Below are 18,114 nucleotides of genomic sequence, written 5' to 3' on the forward strand. Positions count from 1 at the left end.
GGGTCGCGATCAGCCGATGCGCACGCGTTCGCCGGAACCGGCTTTGACCACCTGTCCGATCGGTCGGTGCTGCAGGCCGAGGCGATCGAGGTCGGTGTTCACCGCCGCGACGTCGGACGGCGCGACCACCAGCACGAAGCCGACGCCGCAATTGAAGGTGCGCCACATGTCGTCGTTCGGCACCGCGCCTTCGCGCTGCAGCCAGTCGAACACCGGCGGCAGCACGATCGCCGACGCTTCGATATCCAGGCCCAGGCCCTCGGGGATCACGCGGATGATGTTCTCGGTGAGGCCACCGCCGGTGATGTGCGCCATCGCGTGCAGGTCGTGCTTGCCGAGCAGTTCCAGCACCGGCTTCACGTACAGCGCGGTCGGCGCCATGAGCGCGTCGATCAGCTTCACGCCGCCGACGTCGAGGTCGGCCGGGCGGCCGGCGCGATCGTAGATCTTGCGAACCAGCGAATAGCCGTTGGAGTGCGGGCCGCTGGAGGCGATGCCGATCAGCACGTCGCCTTCGCGCACCTTCGCGCCGTCGAGCAGCTGAGACTTTTCCACCGCGGCGACGCAGAAGCCGGCGAGGTCGTACTCGCCCGGCGGGTACATGTCGGGCATTTCGGCGGTCTCGCCGCCGATCAGCGCGCAGCCGGACATCTCGCAGCCCCTGGCGATGCCGCCGACCACGGCGACCGTGGTGTCGACATCGAGCTTGCCGGTTGCGAAATAATCCAGGAAGAACAGCGGCTCGGCGCCCTGCACCAGCACGTCGTTCACGCACATGGCGACGAGATCGATGCCGATGGTGTCGTGGCGGTTCAGCTGCTGCGCCAGCTTGAGCTTGGTGCCCACGCCGTCGGTGCCGGAGACCAGCACCGGCTCCTTGTACTTGCCAGACAGGTCGAACAGGGCGCCGAATCCACCCAGGCCTCCCATCACTTCCGGGCGGAAGCTGCGCTTGACCAGCGGCTTGATGCGTTCGACGACCTCGTTGCCCGCGTCGATGTCGACGCCAGCGTCACGGTAGGTGATCGGAGTGGGGGAAGATGGGGGCGTCGGGGACACGGCGGCCTCGTCGGTCGCGAAAGTGAAGCGGCGATTTTAACAGTCGTGACGGGCGTGAATGGACGGGCCGGCACGGCTGCGGCACCATTTCCTCATTACGCACCTCAGGGACAGCGATGGTTCGGGCAATCCGCACGGCAACTCCGCGCACCGCCGGTCGCACGGCGATCCACAGGCAGCTCCATGCGTGGACCGCCGCGGCACTCCTGCTGCTGGCGAGCTTCACCGCCGCGGCGCAGCGCGTGGAGGGCGATCGGGCCCGCGCGGAAGGCATCTACGCCACCGAAGTCCAGGTGAACGGGCAGGGCGAGACCGAGCGCAACACTGCCTTCGCCCGCGCGCTGGCGCAGGTGCTGGGCAAGCTCTCCGGCGACCGTGGCGCGGCCTCGCGCCCCGGCGTGGGCCAGGAACTGCGCCAGGCCAAGACCTACGTCGAGAGCTACGACTACCGCCAGGACGAGGGCGTTGGCCCGACCGGCGCACCGAGCTTCCGCACGACATTGGTCGTCAACTTCGACGAACAGGCCGTCAACGACCTCGCCGCGACGCTCGGCATCCCGGTCTGGCCACAGCCGCGGCCCAAGCCCGTGCTGTGGCTCGCCATCGACGACGGCAGCGGTCCGCGCCTGGTCGGCCTGCCGCAGGTGAATGCGGCCCGCCCCGCGCTCAACCGTGCGACCGAACGCGGCTACAAGCTCGGCCTGCCGACCGGCAATGCCGCCGAACAGGCCGCCGTCGGTGCGATCTGGCGCGGCGACAGCGCCGCCGTCGCCCGCGCATCGGCCCGCTACAGCCCACCGATGCAGCTGATCGGCAAGCTCTACCGCGACGCTTCCGCCGGCTGGAAGGCCGACTGGACCTTCGTCGACGCCGGCAAGGTGCTGTCGAGCTGGTCCCAGACCGGCGCCGACGCCCGCCAGCTCATGGCCAACGGCGCCGACGGCGCGGCCGACGCGCTGATGAAGCGCTACGCCAAGCGCGTCGAGTCCGGCGCAGCCGGCGCGTATCGCGTGACCTTCACCGGCGTGGACAGCAGCGAGGACTTCATCCGCCTTGCCGGCTACCTGCAGAAGCTCTCGGTGGTGCGCCGCCTGACGCCGCTGCGCGCGACGCCGCTGGGTCTGGAATACGAACTCGAGCTGGTCAGCGGCACGCCGGGCTTCCATCGCCTGCTGGCACGCGACGGCGTGGTCGAAGTACTCGAAGGTCTGGAAGGCCAGCCGCCGGTCTACCGGCTGCGTTGACGAGGAAACCAATGCAATCACCGGCACTGGACGACATCGCGCGATTCCTGCGTCGCCTGCAGTGGACGGCGCTCGCCCTGGGCGTGCTCTGGGTCGTCAGCCTGCTCGCGCCGATCCTTTCACCGTTCGTGTTCGCGCTGATCCTGGCGTGGCTCGGCGATCCACTCGTCGATCGCCTGCAGCGCGCCGGACGCTCGCGCAACACCGCGGTGGCGCTGGTGTTCACCGCGATGGCGCTGATCGTGCTGGCAGGCCTGCTGATCCTGGTTCCGCTGATCGAGCGGCAGATCGCCACGCTGGTCGAATCGTGGCCGCACTACCGCGACTGGTTCATGCTGACCGCGCTGCCGTGGATCGAGCAGCGCATCGGCGTGGAGATCACCGACTGGCTGGATTTCGGCCACATGTCGCAGCTGATCCGCGACAACTGGGATCGCGCCGGTGGCATCGCGACCTCATTGCTGGGGTATGTCTCGCGCTCGGGCTTCGCGGTGATCGGACTGGTCGCGAACGTCGCGCTGCTGCCGGTGATCGCCTTCTTCTTCCTGCGCGACTGGGACCTCATCGTGGAGCGCGTGGCTTCGCTGATCCCGCGCGACCACCTGCCGACCGTGAGCCGCCTGGCGCGCGAGTCCAGCGACGTGCTCGGCGCGTTCCTGCGCGGCCAGTTCCTGGTGATGCTGGTGCTGGGCGTGATGTACGGCCTCGGCCTGTGGGCGGTGGGGCTGGACCTGGGCATCCTGATCGGCCTGATCGCCGGCCTGCTGACTTTCGTGCCGTACCTCGGCCCGGCCAGCGGCATCATCCTCGGCGTGATCGCCGCGCTGGTGCAGTACGGCGACTGGCAGCACGTCGCCGGCGTGCTGGTGGTGTTCGGCATCGGCCAGGTCATCGAGAGCTACGTGCTGACGCCGAAGCTGGTCGGCGATCGCATCGGTCTGCATCCGGTCGCGGTGATCTTCGCCGTCCTCGCCGGCGGACAGCTGTTCGGCTTCCTCGGCATGCTGCTCGCGTTGCCGGTCGCCGCGGTGGTGAACGTGCTGCTGCGCTACGCGCAGGAGCGTTACCGCCACAGCAAGCTCTACGTCGGCGAGACGCCCGTGTCCGACGAGCCCGCGGTCGTGACCGACGTGACGCCGCCGGTAGAGCGCAAGCCCGAGTGAGTTCCGGCGTGAGTGTTCCGCAGCTCCCGCTGGCCCTGCGTTATCCGCCCGACCAGCGGCTGGATACGTTCGTGCATGCGCCCGCGGGCGCGATCGAACAACTGCGCGCGCTGGCGCAGGGCGAGGCGCGCGACAGCGTGTACCTGGCCGGCGGCACCGGCGTGGGCAAGACGCACCTGCTGCTCGCGACCTGCGCCGCCACCGATGCGGCGGGTCGTCGCGCGGCCTACCTCCCGCTGGTCGCCGCGGCCGGTCGTCTGCGCGACGCGCTCGAAGCGCTGGAAGGCAACGACGTGATCGCGCTCGACGGTCTGGAAACCATCGCCGGTCAACGCGAGGACGAAGTCGCGCTGTTCGACGTGCACAACCGCGCGCGCGCGGCGGGTGTCGTGCTGCTGTATGCGGCGCGCGACATTCCCGACGCGATCGGCCTGGGTCTGCCCGACCTGCGTTCGCGACTCGGCCAGTGCACGCGCATCACCCTCGCGGCCCTGGACGAGGAAGGTCGTCGCGAAGTGTTGCGCCAGCGTGCGCAACGACGCGGGCTGGTGCTGGAAGAAGCCGCGCTGGACTGGCTGCTCAAGCGCGTCGGACGCGACCTGGGTGGACTGACCGCGTTGCTGGATCGACTCGATCGCGCCTCGCTCGCGGCGCAGCGCAGGATCACGGTGCCGTTCCTGCGGCAGACACTCGGAAGCGGCTGAGGCGGCGAGTCGTCGCTGTCCGCGGGAAATCGCTCGACGGTCAGCCCGTCAGTTCCTGATCCAGTTTCGCCAACCGCTCCGGCGTACCCACGTCGGTCCAGCGGCCGCGATGGTGTTCGCCGGTGATGAGATCCTTGCCCATGTGCGCACGCAGGATCGGCGCGAGGCGGAAACGCGGCGGCGTTTCGTTGGCGCCGGCATCGGTGTTGTGCGTGCGCCAGCCGTCGAGCAGTTGCGGACGGAACACGCCGAGCCCGGCGTAAGTGAGGCGGTGCTCGCCGTCGCTGCGCACGAGTCCGTCGGCGTCGAGCGCGAAGTCGCCCTGTGTCGCCTGCGGTGGACGATCCACCATCACCAGGTGCGCGAGTCCCTGCGGATCACGCGGCAGGCGTGCGAAGTCGTGGTCGGTCCAGATGTCGCCGTTGACCAGCAGAAACGGCGCATCGCCGAGCAGCGGCAACGCATGCAGCATGCCGCCGCCGGTTTCCAGCGGAGTCGTGCCTTCATACGACCACTGCAGTGAAAGGCCCCAGCGCGAGCCGTCACCCAACGTCTGCGGGAATTGATCTGCAAGCCAGCTGGTGTTGATCACCACCTCGCGCACGCCGATCGCGGCGAGCTTATCCAGGTGCCATTCGATGAGCGGCTTGCCCGCGACCGGAAGCAGCGGCTTGGGCGTGTGGTCGGTCAGCGGCCGCATGCGTTCGCCGAGGCCGGCGGCAAAGATCAGGGCTTTCAATTCGAGCTCCGCAGGATCGACGGGTTCACGACGCACTCGACGCGATGCGCGCCATAGCCGGACGGATCCGCGCGTCGAGCACTTCGCGCAGCGCATCGAGTTCACGGTAACGCGGCAGCACTTCGTCGAGGTAGGCGATGAAGCGCGGTGCATCCGGCAGGTATTTGGTCTTGCCGTCGCGGTAGTGCAGGCGCGAGAAGATGCCGAGGATCTTCAGGTGGCGCTGCACGCCGAGCCAGTCCGCATCGCGCTGGAACACGTGCAGCGGCGGCACCGGGATGCGAGCGGCGAGCGCGCGCTCGTGGTAGCGCGCCAGCCATCCGTCCACGCGCTCCAGCGGCCAGCTGAGGAACGCGTCCTTGAACAGGCTGACCGGATCGTACGCGACGGCACCGGTCACGCAGTCCTGGAAATCGAGCACTGCAGGCCCGCCCGCCACCGGCATCAGGTTGCGTGGCATGAAGTCGCGATGGGTCAGCACCTGCGCCTGCTGCAACGCGTTGTCCATCAGGCGACGCTGCACCAGTTCGATGCGGTCCGTGTCGTCGCAATCCAGCTCAAGCCCGAGGTGGCGGCGCAGGAACCATTCCTCGAACAGCCCCGCGTCGCGTTGCAGCAGCGCTTCGCCGAACGCACCGGTACCCAGCGGCGGCTGGATCGCCTGCAGGCGCAGCAGCTGTTCGAGCGCCGCGTCGAAATGCGCGTCGGCATTGTCGTCGTCGAGCACCTGCGCGAGGGTCGGGCCGCCGAGATCCTCCAGCAGCAGGAATCCCGCGGCCGCGTCCTCGACGATCACCTCCGGCACGCGCACGCCGCCGCTGGCGAGCAGGGCGCGCATGCGCAGCCACGGTCGCACGTCCTCGAGCTGCGGCGGAGAGTCCATCACGATGCGGCTGCCGTTCGCGGTCTGCACGCGCCAGTAACTGCGGAATCCGGCGTCGACCGACGCGCGTTGCGGCTGCAGGTCGTTCTCGCCCGTGGCGGCGCGCACCCAGGCCACGCGTGCGGCTTCGCGCTCGGCCGCGTTCGGATCGGTGGAAACGGAATTCGGGCCCGCCGTAACGCTCATGCATTCTCCGTGCGGCGATGGCCGCAGGAGCACAGGGTAGCGGGCCCCCGCGCCCCGGGGAATGCACGGCGATCACGGCCCGGGCGGGCCGTGGTTCAGGCGGCGACGGCGTCGCGTTCCAGCGAGGCCAGCCATTCGTCGTCGGAGCCTTCCGCAACGCCCTCGAACAGGAACGTGGACAGGTAACGCTCGCCGGTGTCGGGCAGCACGGCCAGCAGCACCGAGCCTTCCGGCGCCTGTTCGGCGACCTTCAGCGCGGCGGCGACCGTGGCGCCGGCGGAGAGGCCGACGAACACGCCTTCCTCCGCGGCGAGGCGCCGCGCGGTGTCGCGCGCGAGCACGTCGTCGACCGGGAGGATCTCGTCCGCGATCGTGCGGCTCAGCACCGCCGGAAGGAAGTCGGGCGTCCAGCCCTGGATCTTGTGCGGCTGCCATTCCTTGCCCGACAGCAGCGCCGCGCCGGCCGGCTCGCTGGCGATGATCTTCAGGTCCGGACGCGCGAGCTTGAGCACCTCGCCCGCGCCGGTGATCGTGCCGCCGGTGCCCCAGCCGCTGACGAAGTAGTCCAGGCGCTTGCCGGCGAAATCGCGCAGGATTTCCGGGCCGGTAGTGCTGCGGTGATAGGCGGGATTGGCTTCGTTCTCGAACTGGCGCGCGAGGAACCAGCCGTGCTTGTCCGCCAGTTCCTTAGCCTTGCGCACCATGCCGCTGCCGCGCTCGGCGGCGGGCGTGAGGATCACCTTTGCGCCGTACGCGCGCATCAGTTTGCGGCGTTCGACCGAGAATGTCTCGGTCATCACCGCCACGAACGGATAACCGCGTGCGGCCGCGACCAGCGCCAGCGCGATGCCGGTGTTGCCTGACGTCGCTTCCACGATCGTCTGCCCCGGCTTGAGCAGGCCCTTGCGTTCGGCGTCGAGCACGATCGCGAGCGCCAGGCGATCCTTCACCGATCCGCCGGGATTGAATGCTTCGACCTTGGCGTACAGCGTCACGTGCTTCGGCGCGATGCGGTGCAGTTTTACGATCGGCGTGGAACCGATGGTGTCGAGGATGCTGTCGTAGAGGGCCATGTCGATTTCCCGTGCGTGATCGTGGGGGAAGGTGCGGTCAAGCCGCTTCGGCGACGCGCGCATCGGCCGTGCCGAGCGGCGGATCGCCGAACCAGTGCAACGTGTTCGCGAGCGCGGCGACTTCGCCGACGATGAGCAGCGCCGGCGACTGCACGTCATGGGTGCGCGCGCGTTCGCCAAGGTCGGATAACGTGCCGGTGACGACGCGTTGCTGCGCTCGCGATCCGTTCTCGATCAGCGCGAACGGCGTCGATGCGGCGCGACCATGCGCGATGAGCTGTGCGGCGAAGTGATCGAGTCCCGCCACGCCCATGTACACCGCCAGCGTCTGTCGATCCTGTGCCAGCACGGCCCAGTCGAGCGACGTGTGCGAATCCTTGAAGTGCGCGGTGACGAAGCGCACCGACTGCGCATGGTCGCGATGGGTCAGCGGCACGCCGGCATAGGCGGCGCAGGCCAGCGCGGCGGTGATGCCGGGCACGACTTCGTAGTCGATACCGTGCGCGCGCAGCACTTCGAGTTCCTCGCCGCCGCGGCCGAACACGAACGGGTCGCCGCCCTTGAGGCGCACCACGCGCTTGCCGGCGAGTGCGTGTTCGAGCATCAGGGCGTGGATCTGTTCCTGCGTCGCGTGGTGGTTGCCGGCCTGCTTGCCGACTTCGATCCGCTCCGCATCGCGACGCGCGAGTTGCAGCACATCGTCGCTGACGAGACGGTCGTGCAGGATCACGTCGGCTTCGTTGAGCACGCGCAAGGCGCGCAGCGTGAGCAGACCGGGATCGCCCGGGCCCGCGCCAACCAGCACGACCGAGCCGCGCGCGGGCGCGGCGGCTTCGTGCAATGCGGCGCTGAACTCGCGTTCGGCAGCCAGGCGTTGGCGCTGGCGCAGCAAGCGCGGCACCGGGCCCGATAGCAGACGTTCGAAGAAGCGCCGACGCGCGCCGATCTGCGGATGTCGCGCACGAATGCGCGTGCGCTCGCGGCCGAGCAGTTCGGCCAGGTCGCCCAGCGACGCGTCGAGCCGGGTTTCGAGTTCTTCGCGCACATGGCGCGCGAGCATCGGCGCGGTGCCGTTGCTGGAGATCGCCACCTGCACCGGACCGCGGTCGACGCGCGCGGGGATCTGCACGCTGGACGCCCGCGCGTCGTCGACCACGTTGACCCAGATGCGTTGCGCTTCGCCGGCCTCGGCGACGGCGCGGTTCACTTCGTCGTCGTCGGTCGCGGCGATAGCCAGCCATGCGCCATCGAGCCAGCGCGGCGCGAACGTGCCGTGCAGGTGCTCGATGCGGCCCTCACTCACGAGCGCCGTCAGCGCCGCGTTCAGCGCCGGCGCGCCGACCCGGACGATCGCACCCGCGTCGAGCAGGGCGGTCGCCTTGCGCTGCGCCACGGTACCGCCGCCGACCACCAGCACGGCGCGGCCGCGCAGGTCGGCGAAAACGGGAAACAGCGGGCTGCTCATGGCGTCGATGCGGGCAGGGAAGGGGCGATACCGTGACGCTACCCATGCACCCGGACGTGCGGAAATGACGCCGCCGTCTGGGTACATGCCCTTTCGGAATGTCGGAAGACCCCGCGCTGGACATGGCGATCCGGGCGGGGTAGCTTTCTTCCATCCCTCTATTCGTATCGAGCGATAAATGAAAGCGACGCGCTGTCGAACGCCGGAAATCACGCCGTTCCGCACCGACCGCTTCGCCTCATCCCCACCGTCCGCTCCGACATGACCCTCACCCAGCTCCGCTACCTCGTCGCCATCGCCGACTCCGGCCTCAACATCACGCTGGCCGCCGAGCGCGTGCACGCGACCCAGCCGGGCCTGTCCAAACAGCTCAAGCAGCTGGAGGACGAGCTCGGTTTCCAGCTGTTCACGCGCAAGGGGCGGAGCCTGGAATCCATCGCGCCGGCGGGCGAGCGCGTGCTGATGCACGCGCGCCGCATCCTCGAAGAGGCCGGCAACATCCGCGCCTACGCGGCCAACGAACGCGGCCAGCACAGCGGCCAGCTGGTGCTCGCGACCACGCACACGCAGGCGCGTTTCGTGCTGCCGACGGTGATCGCCGCGGTGAAGCGCGAGTTCCCGCAGGTCAGCATCCACCTGCAGGCGGTGGCCGGCGACGAAGTGCTCGAGCAACTCGCGCGCGGCGAAGCCGACCTGGCGGTGATCAGCACCGCCGGTGCCGAACCCGAAGGCGGCGTCGCCGTGCCGCTGTATCGCTGGCGTCGCGTCGTGCTGGTGCCGCGCACGCATCCGCTGGCTTCGCTGCAACGCGCACCGACGCTGGCCGAACTCGCCGCCCATCCGCTGGTGAGCTACGAGTCCTCGACGCGCCCGGAATCCTCGCTGCGCCGCACGTTCGCCGAAGCCGGCCTGGAGCCGCAGCTGGCGATGACGGCGCGCGACGCGGACCTGATCAAGACCTACGTGCGCGCCGGCCTCGGCGTGGGCCTGCTGGCCGAGATGGCGATCGGCGCGCGCGACGAAGACCTGAAGGCACTGCCGGCACCGGACGCGCTGCCGGAGTGCATCACCTGGGCGGTGATCCCGCGTGCGCGCGTGCTGCGCGAGTACGCGCTCGCGCTGCTGCACGGCGTGGCGCCGCAACTCGACCGCCGCGACCTGCGCCGCGTGCTGGAAGGCAACCTGGAACCGCAGTGGCCGAAGGCGCCGGGCTGGCGCGAGTTGAGCCAACCGATCACGACCTGAGCGCGCGCGAGGCACGCGTGCTCCTTCACGCCGGAGAGCCGACATGCCGCTGGTGACGTTGACCGTCCGCAAACCCACCGCCGTCGAGCGCAAGTCAGCCGTGCTCGATGCCGTGCACGCCGCGCTCGTGGCCTCCGGCGTGCCGGACACCGACCGCTTCCAGCGCGTGTTCGAGCTGGACGCCGCCGATTTCCGCTACGACCCGGGCTATCCCGACGCCGCTTCACCGCGCGGCGACGACTTCGTGCTGATCGAGATCCTGTGGTCGATCGGACGCAGCGTGAAGGTGAAGAAGAAGTTCCTCGCCGACCTGATGGAGCGCCTGGCGCACGCAGGGCTGGAGCCGGAACACGTGATGGTGGTGTTCAAGGAAACGACCTGGGAGAACTGGTCGTTCGCGGGTGGAAGGTTGATTCATACCTGACGCGCTTCGCGCGTTCCCCCTCTTCCGCCCTTCGGGCACCTTCTCCCGCAAGCGGAGAAGGAAGAACCATCAGCGCTCGCCAGCTCCTGGCCCCCCTTGCGGGAGAGGGACAGGCCGCGGAGCGGCCAGGGAGAGGGGTGTGGACGCCAACCACTCCCCCCCTCACGCCGCGTTGGGCTCGCTGTCGAAGTGCAGCCCGCACTCACGCTTCAGGCCGAAAAAACGCGTGTCTTCCTCGTTCATGCCGGCCTCCAGCGGACGCGTGGTGTGCACGTCGCCGATGGACACGTAGCCCTGATGCCAGAGCGGGTGGTAGGGCAGATCGTGGCGTTGCAGGTACTGCCACACGTCGCGGTCGCTCCAGTCGGCGATCGGGTGCAGCTTCCAGCGGCCGTCGCGCAGTTGCAGGAAATCGATCTGCGCGCGCGTGCGCGACTGACTGCGACGCAGGCCGGCGATCCACGTGCGAACGCCGAGTTCGTCCAGCGCACGCTGCATCGGTTCGACCTTGCGCATGCGGTTGTAGCGCTCGATGCCGTCGAGCCCACCTTCCCACAGCTTGCCAAGGCGCGCTTCCATCCATGCGATGCCGATCTGCGGGCGATAGACCTTGAGGTTCAGGCCGAGGCGGTCGGTGAGCGAATCGATGAAGCGGTAGGTTTCCGGGAACAGGTAGCCCGTGTCGATCAGGATCACCGGAACGTCCGGCAACTGGCGCGTCACCAGGTGCAGCGACACGGCGGCCTGAGCGCCGAAGCTGGACGACAGCGCGTGCTCGCCGGCGGTGTGTTCCAGGGCCCAGGCGATGCGTTCTTCGGCACTGCGTTCGCCGAGCCACTGGTTGAGCTCGGCGAGTGCGCGCGGGGATTCGGCGGCGGTGACGGGATCGGGGGGCGTGCTCATGCTGCGTTCTCGGTGCGCAGTTGCAGTGGAATCGCCGGGCGGCTCGGGACGATGCCGACGCGGACGAGGAAATCACCGAAGCCTTCGTCATCGACGCGTTCGGCGGAGTAGCGGGCAAACACCGGATCGAGCGCTTCGAGGATGCGCGCTTCGTCGATGTTCTCGCGGTACAGCGTGTTCAGGCGCTGGCCGCGATGGTCCGCGCCCAGCATCAGGTTGTAGCGGCCGGGCGCCTTGCCGACCAGCGCGATCTCGCCCAGGTACGGGCGCGAGCAACCGTTCGGGCAGCCGCTGATGCGCAGGTGGATCGGCGCATCGCGCAGGCCGTGCGTGTCCAGCAGCGATTGCACTTTGTCGGTCAACTCGGGCAGGTAGCGCTCCGCCTCCGCCATCGCCAAGCCGCAGGTCGGCAGCGCGACGCAGGCCAGCGCGTTCTTCTTCAGCGGCGTCGCCGAGACGTGCGTGTCCAGATCATGCTCGGCGACCAGCGCATCGACGCGCGCGCGCAGCGCCGCTGGCACGCCGGCGATCACGAGGTTCTGGTTGGGCGTGAGGCGGAACTGCGCGCCGTCGCCGGCATCGTCCAGCACGCGCGCGATCTCGCGCAGGCCGGTGAGGTGGTTCACACCGTCGCGATCCCAGATGCGCCCGGCGACGACGCGCAGGGTCAGGTGCGCGCGGCCGTCGCCGTCCTCGTTTCCATCCGAATCGATCCATCCGAAACGGTCGCCGTTATGGACGAAATCGAACGGACGCGCCGGCTTGAGGAGGAAGCCGGCACGCCGTTCGACCTCGCCCTTGAACCAGTCGAGGCCACGGTCGTCGATGGTGTACTTCAGTCGTGCGCGCTTGCGCAGTACGCGGTTGCCGAAGTCGCGCTGCGCGGTCACGACGGCCTCGGCCACCGCGATGAGCTGCTCCGGCGTGACGAAACCGATCACGTCGCCAAGGCGCGGATAGGTTTCCGGATCGCCGTGGGTGGCGCCCATGCCGCCACCGATGCTGACGTTGTAGCCGGCCACGATGCCGTCCTCGATGACGGCGATGAAGCCCAGGTCCTGCGCGAACACGTCGACGTCGTTGTATGGCGGGATGGCGAAGCCGATCTTGAACTTGCGCGGCAGGTAGGTCGCGCCGTAGACCGGCTCTTCCTCGCCGCCGCTGCCGGCGACGCGCTCTTCGTCCAGCCAGATCTCGTAGTAGGCGCGGGTGTTCGGCAGCAGGTGTTCCGACAACGCCGCCGCCTGCGCATGCACGGTGGCATGTGCGGCGGACTGCAGCGGATTGGCGGCGACCGCGACGTTGCGGTTGACGTCGCCGCAGGCGGCGAGCGTGTCGATCAAGGCGGCGTTGATCGCCTGCATCGTCGACTTCAACTCGGTCTTGATCACGCCGTGGAACTGGAATGCCTGGCGCGTGGTGATGCGCAGACCGCGTTCGGCGTAGGTCGTGGCGATGGCATCGAGCGCGAGCCACTGCGCCGGCGTCACCACGCCGCCGGGCGTGCGCGTGCGGATCATGAAAGCGTACGCCGGTTCCAGCTTGGCCAGGCGGCGTTCCTCGCGGATGTCGCGATCGTCCTGCTGGTAGCTGCCGTGGTACTTGATCAGCGTCTGGTCGTCTTCGTTGAGCGCGCCGGTCACCGGATTGGCGAGCGACTCCAGCAGCGTGCCGCGCAGGCGCGCGCTGTGCTGCTTGATGTCCTCGACGGAATGGCTGCTCATCAGTACACGTCCCGGGCGTAGCGTCCCTGCTGCTGCAGGGTGTTGAGGTAGTCGTTGGCGTCTTCGGCTGACCGGCCGCCGTGTTCGACGACGATGGACAGCAACGTGTCGTGCACGTCCTTCGCCATGCGCGTCGCGTCGCCGCACACGTAAAAATGCGCGCCGTTCTCCAGCCAGTCGAACAGCTCGCGTCCGCGTTCGCGCAGTCGGTCCTGCACATAGACTTTTCGCGAATCCCTCGCAAAAGCCCGCACATCCATGTGCGGACTCTTCACGTGATCACGCGAGAAAGCGAGGTCGAGGCGGTGCAGCGTTCCGTCCTTGAGCGCCTGCTGCCACTCGACCTGATAGAGGAAGTCGCTGCGGAAATGCGGGTTTCCGAACAGCAGCCAGTTGCGGCCACCGGCGCCGACCGTCGCGCGCTCCTGCACGAACGCGCGGAACGGGGCGACGCCGGTGCCCGGACCGACCATCACGATGTCGCGCGAGGCATCCGCTGGAAGGCGGAAGCGCTCGTTGTGTTCGATGAACACCGGAAGGCGCGCGCCTTCCTCGGCGCGTGCGAAATGGTTCGACGCCGCGCCCCAGCGCAGGCCGTCGCCGTCGTCGTACTCGAGGTGCGCGACGGTGAGGTGGACTTCGTTGCCGACGTGCTTCTGGCTGGAGGCGATCGAGTACAGGCGCGGTGTCAGCGGACGCAGCGCCGCGACCAGCTCCTGCGCCGTCCACGCCGCAGGATGCCGGCGCAGCAGGTCGATCACCTGCGAGTGTTCGAGCAGCTTCGCGAGCGCAGGCTGCTGGTCCGGTGCGAGCAGGCGGTTGAGGTCGTCGCTGCGTGCCTGTGCGGCATGGCTGGCGACGAACGGTCGGGCGAGCTTGGTCAGTTCGCGCTTGTCGGAGAGCCATTGGCGCAGCGGCAACGCATGGCCTGCATGTTCGATGGATTCGTCGCCGTCGAGCTCCAGCGTGGACAGGATCGCGTCGACCAGCGCCGGTGGATTCGTCGGCCACAGGCCGAGCGCGTCGCCGGGTTCGTAATGCAGACCGGAGCCTTCCAGCGACAGTTCGATGTGGCGCACGTCCTTGCTGCTGCCACGCGTGGTGATGCGCTGGTTGAGCAGCAGCTCGGCGGAGAACGGCGCCTCGCGGTGATGGGTGGGCGCGGCCGGCAACGGGCGCAGCGGCGTGACCGTCGCCAGCGGCGCGGATGGCTTGAGCGCTTCCTTCGCCTTGGCCAGCGCCTGCGCGAGCCACGGCGTGGCGATCGTCTCGATGTCGAGGTCGGCATCGGCGCGCGGCAGCAGACGCGTCGCGCCCAGTTCAGCGAGGCGCGCATCGAGCTTCTGCCCGATCGCGCAGAACTGCGGATAGCTGGAATCGCCGAGGCCGAGCACGGCGTAGCGCAGCTGCTTCAGTTCCGGCGCGCGCTTGCCAGCGAGGAAGTCGACCAGTGCACGCGCGTCGTCGGGCGGGTCGCCGTCGCCCTGCGTGCTGATGACGACATACAGGGCGCGTTCGTCCTTGAGTTCGCGCACCGGATACGCGTCGGCGCGCACCAAACGGACGGCGAGGCCGGCGGCTTCGCCCTGGCGGGCGAGCTGTTCGGCCAGGCGCTTGGCGTTGCCGGTCTGGCTGCCGTACACGACGGTCAGGCGTCCCGCCGCCTGGGCTTCGGCCGCGGGCGCTGGAACCGTTTGCGCGGCGTTGCCGGCACGGCTGGCCAACCCGGCGGCGTAGCCCGACAGCCACCACAATGCATGCGCATCCAGGCCGTCGGTGACACGCGCGAGCGCCCCCAACCGGTCTTCGGTCAGGGGCGTTGCAAGGGCGGCCGGAACATTGGGGAGGGGTGCCGACATCGGCGGTGGTCTGGGCGGCGGGGACACCAGCAGGCTAGGCCCCCACCGTCGCCATATGAAAGGAACAGGGGTTATGCGCTCATGCCGGCGGCTTATTTCCAGCCCGACATACCGCCGTTCCTACAATGTGGTCAGATAGCCGCGAGCGCCGCGCCCGGACGGTCCGGGCCGCATTCAACCGCGGTTTCGCAAGATCAAAGCCCGATGAGCCTGCCTGTAGACCTGAGCCACCTCGATCGTCTCGAAGCCGAGAGCATCCACATCCTGCGCGAGGTGGCGGCGGAGTTCCGCAACCCCGTGATGCTGTATTCGATCGGCAAGGACAGCTCGGTGCTGCTGCACCTGCTGCTCAAGGCCTTCCACCCGGCGCGTCCGCCGATCCCGCTGCTGCACGTCGATACTGGCTGGAAGTTCCGCGAGATGATCGCCTTCCGCGACCGCCGCGCCACCGAAACCGGCGTCGAACTGCGCGTCCATACCAATGCCGACGGCGTGGCCCAGGGCGTTGGCCCGATCAGCCACGGCGCCACGGTCCACACCGACGTGATGAAGACTCAGGCGCTCAAGCAGGCCCTGGACCATCACGGCTTCGATGCCGCGATCGGCGGGGCGCGCCGCGACGAAGAGAAATCGCGCGCGAAGGAACGCATCTTCTCGTTCCGCAATGCGCAGCACCGCTGGGATCCGAAGAGCCAGCGGCCGGAACTGTGGAACCTCTACAACACCCGCATCCACAAGGGCGAATCGGTGCGCGTGTTCCCGCTGTCCAACTGGACCGAACTGGACGTGTGGCTGTACATCTACCGCGAGAGGATCCCGGTGCCGTCGCTGTACTTCGCCGCCGAACGCCCGGTGGTGGAACGCGATGGCGCGCTGATCCTGGTCGACGACGAACGCCTGCCGCTGCGCGATGGTGAGACGCCAACGAACAGGCGCGTGCGCTTCCGTACGCTCGGCTGCTATCCGCTGACCGGCGCGATCGAATCCGACGCCGACACGCTGGAGAAGGTCATCGCCGAGATGCTCGTCGCCACGACATCGGAGAGGCAGGGGCGCGTGATCGACCATGATCCGTCCGCGTCGATGGAGAAGAAGAAGCAGGAGGGGTATTTCTGATGACGCGCGCACACGACGCCGATGCTGCCGTCGCCTCCTACCTGGCCCGGCACGAATCCCGCGACCTGCTGCGTTTCATCACCTGCGGCAGCGTCGACGACGGCAAGAGCACGCTGATCGGACGGTTGCTGTTCGAGAGCCGCGCACTGTTCGCCGACCAGCTCGCCGCACTGGAATCCGACAGCCGCCGCCACGGCACGCAGGGCGACGAGATCGACTACGCGTTGCTGCTCGACGGCCTTTCGGCCGAGCGCGAGCAGGGCATCACCATCGATGTCGCCTACCGGTTCTTCAACACCGACAAGCGCAAGTTCATCGTCGCCGACTGCCCGGGCCACGAGCAGTACACGCGCAACATGGCCACCGGTGCGTCGACCGCCGACGTCGCGGTGGTGCTGGTCGATGCGCGCAAGGGACTGCTCGCGCAAACGCGCCGGCACAGCTACATCGTCTCGCTGCTCGGCATCCGCCACGTGCTGCTGGCGGTGAACAAGATGGACCTGGTGGGTTACGACTTCGCGGTGTTCGACGAAATCGTCGCGGGCTATCGCGAACTCGCCGCGCAACTGGGCATCGAGCACGTCCAGGCGATTCCGCTGTCGGCGCTGCGTGGCGACAACCTGCGCGAGCGTTCGGCCAACACGCCGTGGTACGACGGCCCGAGCGTGCTCGATTACCTGGAGACGATCGAGCCCGTGCGCACTGAACGCGAGCTCGGTTTCCGTCTGCCGGTGCAGTGGGTGAACCGCCCGAACCAGGATTTCCGCGGCTTCGCCGGCACGGTCGCGGCCGGCAGCATCCGCCCCGGAGACGAAGTCGTCGCGCTTCCGTCGGGCCGACGCTCGAGCGTCGCGCGCATCGTCACCGCCGACGGCGACCTCGACGTCGCGCGCGAAGGGCAGGCGATCACGCTGACCCTGCGCGATGAACTCGACATCAGTCGTGGCGATGTCATCGCCGACGCGCACGATCCGCCGCAGGTCGCCGACCAGTTCGCCGCGCATGTGCTGTGGATGGGCGAACAGCCGCTGCTGCCGGGACGTCCGTATTGGCTGAAGATCGGCGCGCGCACGGTCAGCGCCAGCGTCACCGAGATCAAGCACAAGACCGACGTGAACACGCAGGAGCCGCTTGCGGCCAAGCACCTGGAACTCAACGAGGTCGGTTTCTGCAATCTCTACCTCGACCAGGGCGTGCCGTTCGAGGCCTACGCCGACAACCGCGCGATGGGCGGTTTCATCCTGATCGACCGGCAGACCAGCGCCACCGTCGCCGCCGGCACGCTCGCGTTCGCGCTGCGCCGCGCCGGCAACATCCATTGGCAGCATCTGGATGTGGACAAGGCAGCGCGTGCGCGGATCAAGGGCCAGGTGCCGCGCGTGCTCTGGTTCACCGGCCTGTCCGGTTCGGGCAAGTCCACCATCGCCAATCTCGTCGACAAGCGCCTGCACGCGATGGGGTACCACACCTTCATCCTCGACGGCGACAACGTGCGCCACGGACTCAACAAGGACCTGGGCTTCACGGCCGAGGACCGCGTCGAGAACATCCGTCGCGTCGCCGAAGTCGCGAAGCTGATGAGCGATGCCGGACTGATCGTGCTGGTGAGCTTCATTTCGCCGTTCCGCGCCGAACGGCGCATGGCGCGCGAGCTGTTCGCACCGGGCGAGTTCGTCGAGGTGCACATCGACACGCCGCTCGCCGTCGCCGAACAGCGCGACGTGAAGGGTCTGTACGCGAAGGCGCGCGCGGGCCAGCTGCGCAACTTCACCGGCATCGATTCGCCGTACGAAGTGCCGGAAGCGGCGGAGCTTCGCCTCGATACCGTGAGCGAATCGGCCGAGCGACTGGCGCAGAGGGTGATCGATTACGTGACGGGCTGACGCCCGGCCGTATCGCAGACATGAAAAACCCCGGCATGCGCCGGGGTTTTTCGTTTGTCGGCGAGTCGCCGATCAGCCCGCCTTCGGCGTCTTCCTGCGAATCAACTCGTACAGGAACAGCAACGCAATGGCGCAGAGGATCGACACGATGAAGCCCAAGGCTCCACCGCCGCCGTAGAGCAGGCTGCCGATCCAGGCACCTGCGATGCCGAGCAGGATGGTGACGATCCAGCCCATCGGATCCGCGCCGGGCTTGAAGAACCGCGCCAGTACACCAATTACCGCACCGATGATGATCGTCCAGAGCAGACTGCCCATAGCGTTCTCCTGTGGTGGGTGATGCGAGGGGGATCGTAACAGCGCGCAGGCCGGGCGATGACGGCCGTCCGACGGATGGACGGCCGCGGCGGCCGGCGGGCACCGAAAAGGAAAGCCCCGCCGGAG

Annotated in this window: 16 protein-coding genes; 7 read left to right on the plus strand and 9 right to left on the minus strand. The window is 68.5% G+C overall.

What is annotated here, in order from left to right; genetic code table 11:
* Window positions 1–9: 9 nt before the first annotated feature.
* Complete coding sequence (gene purM / locus FOF45_RS11065) at window positions 10–1,059, minus strand: phosphoribosylformylglycinamidine cyclo-ligase (protein ID WP_158984828.1); 1,050 nt, start codon at window positions 1,057–1,059, stop codon at window positions 10–12.
* Between the two features lie 116 nt (window positions 1,060–1,175).
* Between purM and FOF45_RS11070 the strand changes: the two genes are divergently transcribed.
* The 3 genes from FOF45_RS11070 to hda are packed head-to-tail and all read left to right on the plus strand — an operon-like array spanning window position 1,176 to window position 4,170.
* A complete protein-coding gene (locus tag FOF45_RS11070; RefSeq protein WP_158984830.1) occupies window positions 1,176–2,303 on the plus strand; it encodes a DUF2066 domain-containing protein in 1,128 nt (375 codons plus the stop codon).
* A gap of 11 nt (window positions 2,304–2,314) precedes the next feature.
* On the plus strand, window positions 2,315–3,466 hold the full coding sequence (locus FOF45_RS11075; protein WP_158984831.1) for an AI-2E family transporter: 1,152 nt from the start codon (window positions 2,315–2,317) through the stop codon (window positions 3,464–3,466).
* A gap of 8 nt (window positions 3,467–3,474) precedes the next feature.
* On the plus strand, window positions 3,475–4,170 hold the full coding sequence (gene hda / locus FOF45_RS11080) for a DnaA regulatory inactivator Hda (RefSeq protein ID WP_158984833.1): 696 nt from the start codon (window positions 3,475–3,477) through the stop codon (window positions 4,168–4,170).
* A gap of 40 nt (window positions 4,171–4,210) precedes the next feature.
* Here the strand turns inward: hda and murU are convergent, their stop codons facing one another.
* From murU to cysG, 4 genes are all read right to left on the minus strand, one after another.
* Entirely contained in the window at window positions 4,211–4,909 is a 699-nt protein-coding gene (murU, locus tag FOF45_RS11085; RefSeq protein ID WP_158984835.1) for an N-acetylmuramate alpha-1-phosphate uridylyltransferase MurU, read from the minus strand.
* 25 nt (window positions 4,910–4,934) lie between these two features.
* Window positions 4,935–5,978 carry an aminoglycoside phosphotransferase family protein gene (locus FOF45_RS11090; protein ID WP_158984837.1) on the minus strand — a complete coding sequence of 348 codons (1,044 nt, stop codon included), beginning with the start codon at window positions 5,976–5,978 and terminating at the stop codon, window positions 4,935–4,937.
* 95 nt (window positions 5,979–6,073) lie between these two features.
* The gene (gene cysK / locus FOF45_RS11095; RefSeq protein ID WP_158984839.1) at window positions 6,074–7,051 is read right to left on the minus strand and encodes a cysteine synthase A; all 978 of its coding nucleotides are present in this window, start codon (window positions 7,049–7,051) and stop codon (window positions 6,074–6,076) included.
* Window positions 7,052–7,088: 37 nt separating this feature from the next.
* Complete coding sequence (gene cysG / locus FOF45_RS11100) at window positions 7,089–8,516, minus strand: siroheme synthase CysG (RefSeq protein WP_158984841.1); 1,428 nt, start codon at window positions 8,514–8,516, stop codon at window positions 7,089–7,091.
* 261 nt (window positions 8,517–8,777) lie between these two features.
* On the opposite strand from cysG, the gene FOF45_RS11105 reads away from it, so the two are divergent.
* Together FOF45_RS11105 and FOF45_RS11110 are read left to right on the plus strand one after the other, a co-directional pair.
* Complete coding sequence (locus FOF45_RS11105) at window positions 8,778–9,761, plus strand: LysR family transcriptional regulator (protein ID WP_158984843.1); 984 nt, start codon at window positions 8,778–8,780, stop codon at window positions 9,759–9,761.
* A gap of 43 nt (window positions 9,762–9,804) precedes the next feature.
* Window positions 9,805–10,185, plus strand: a complete 381-nt coding sequence (locus FOF45_RS11110) for a tautomerase family protein (RefSeq protein WP_158984845.1) — start codon at window positions 9,805–9,807, stop codon at window positions 10,183–10,185.
* Between the two features lie 162 nt (window positions 10,186–10,347).
* On the opposite strand, the gene FOF45_RS11115 is transcribed toward FOF45_RS11110, so the two are convergent.
* Genes FOF45_RS11115 through FOF45_RS11125 form a run of 3 tightly spaced genes read right to left on the minus strand, consistent with a single transcriptional unit; the run spans window position 10,348 to window position 14,671 of the window.
* Complete coding sequence (locus FOF45_RS11115; protein WP_158984847.1) at window positions 10,348–11,088, minus strand: phosphoadenylyl-sulfate reductase; 741 nt, start codon at window positions 11,086–11,088, stop codon at window positions 10,348–10,350.
* The gene (gene cysI, locus FOF45_RS11120; protein WP_158984849.1) at window positions 11,085–12,812 is read right to left on the minus strand and encodes an assimilatory sulfite reductase (NADPH) hemoprotein subunit; all 1,728 of its coding nucleotides are present in this window, start codon (window positions 12,810–12,812) and stop codon (window positions 11,085–11,087) included. Before cysI ends, FOF45_RS11115 begins: the two co-directional genes overlap by 4 nt.
* Window positions 12,812–14,671 carry an assimilatory sulfite reductase (NADPH) flavoprotein subunit gene (locus FOF45_RS11125; protein WP_158984851.1) on the minus strand — a complete coding sequence of 620 codons (1,860 nt, stop codon included), beginning with the start codon at window positions 14,669–14,671 and terminating at the stop codon, window positions 12,812–12,814. The genes cysI and FOF45_RS11125 overlap by 1 nt, the downstream gene beginning before the upstream one ends.
* 204 nt (window positions 14,672–14,875) lie before the next feature.
* Between FOF45_RS11125 and cysD the strand changes: the two genes are divergently transcribed.
* Window positions 14,876–15,787, plus strand: a complete 912-nt coding sequence (gene cysD / locus FOF45_RS11130; RefSeq protein WP_233264130.1) for a sulfate adenylyltransferase subunit CysD — start codon at window positions 14,876–14,878, stop codon at window positions 15,785–15,787.
* The gene (gene cysN / locus FOF45_RS11135; RefSeq protein ID WP_158984855.1) at window positions 15,787–17,670 is read left to right on the plus strand and encodes a sulfate adenylyltransferase subunit CysN; all 1,884 of its coding nucleotides are present in this window, start codon (window positions 15,787–15,789) and stop codon (window positions 17,668–17,670) included. Before cysD ends, cysN begins: the two co-directional genes overlap by 1 nt.
* Window positions 17,671–17,742: 72 nt before the next feature.
* On the opposite strand, the gene FOF45_RS11140 is transcribed toward cysN, so the two are convergent.
* Window positions 17,743–17,988 (minus strand): GlsB/YeaQ/YmgE family stress response membrane protein, encoded by a 246-nt coding sequence (locus FOF45_RS11140; RefSeq protein ID WP_158984856.1) that lies wholly within the window; start codon window positions 17,986–17,988, stop codon window positions 17,743–17,745.
* Window positions 17,989–18,114 lie beyond the last annotated feature (126 nt).

Source organism: Lysobacter panacisoli (assembly GCF_009765165.1).
GTDB lineage: Bacteria > Pseudomonadota > Gammaproteobacteria > Xanthomonadales > Xanthomonadaceae > Lysobacter_J > Lysobacter_J panacisoli.

What these genes read in the sequence shown, in the direction of transcription:
- FOF45_RS11070 (WP_158984830.1), top strand. Translation starts at nt 1,176, where the DNA reads ATGGTTCGGGCAATCCGCACGGCAACTCCGCGCACCGCCGGTCGCACG.
- FOF45_RS11075 (WP_158984831.1), top strand. Translation starts at nt 2,315, where the DNA reads ATGCAATCACCGGCACTGGACGACATCGCGCGATTCCTGCGTCGCCTG.
- FOF45_RS11090 (WP_158984837.1), bottom strand. Translation starts at nt 5,978, where the DNA reads ATGAGCGTTACGGCGGGCCCGAATTCCGTTTCCACCGATCCGAACGCG.
- cysK (WP_158984839.1), bottom strand. Translation starts at nt 7,051, where the DNA reads ATGGCCCTCTACGACAGCATCCTCGACACCATCGGTTCCACGCCGATC.
- cysG (WP_158984841.1), bottom strand. Translation starts at nt 8,516, where the DNA reads ATGAGCAGCCCGCTGTTTCCCGTTTTCGCCGACCTGCGCGGCCGCGCC.
- FOF45_RS11105 (WP_158984843.1), top strand. Translation starts at nt 8,778, where the DNA reads ATGACCCTCACCCAGCTCCGCTACCTCGTCGCCATCGCCGACTCCGGC.
- FOF45_RS11110 (WP_158984845.1), top strand. Translation starts at nt 9,805, where the DNA reads ATGCCGCTGGTGACGTTGACCGTCCGCAAACCCACCGCCGTCGAGCGC.
- FOF45_RS11115 (WP_158984847.1), bottom strand. Translation starts at nt 11,088, where the DNA reads ATGAGCACGCCCCCCGATCCCGTCACCGCCGCCGAATCCCCGCGCGCA.
- cysI (WP_158984849.1), bottom strand. Translation starts at nt 12,812, where the DNA reads ATGAGCAGCCATTCCGTCGAGGACATCAAGCAGCACAGCGCGCGCCTG.
- FOF45_RS11125 (WP_158984851.1), bottom strand. Translation starts at nt 14,671, where the DNA reads ATGTCGGCACCCCTCCCCAATGTTCCGGCCGCCCTTGCAACGCCCCTG.
- cysD (WP_233264130.1), top strand. Translation starts at nt 14,876, where the DNA reads ATGAGCCTGCCTGTAGACCTGAGCCACCTCGATCGTCTCGAAGCCGAG.
- cysN (WP_158984855.1), top strand. Translation starts at nt 15,787, where the DNA reads ATGACGCGCGCACACGACGCCGATGCTGCCGTCGCCTCCTACCTGGCC.
- FOF45_RS11140 (WP_158984856.1), bottom strand. Translation starts at nt 17,988, where the DNA reads ATGGGCAGTCTGCTCTGGACGATCATCATCGGTGCGGTAATTGGTGTA.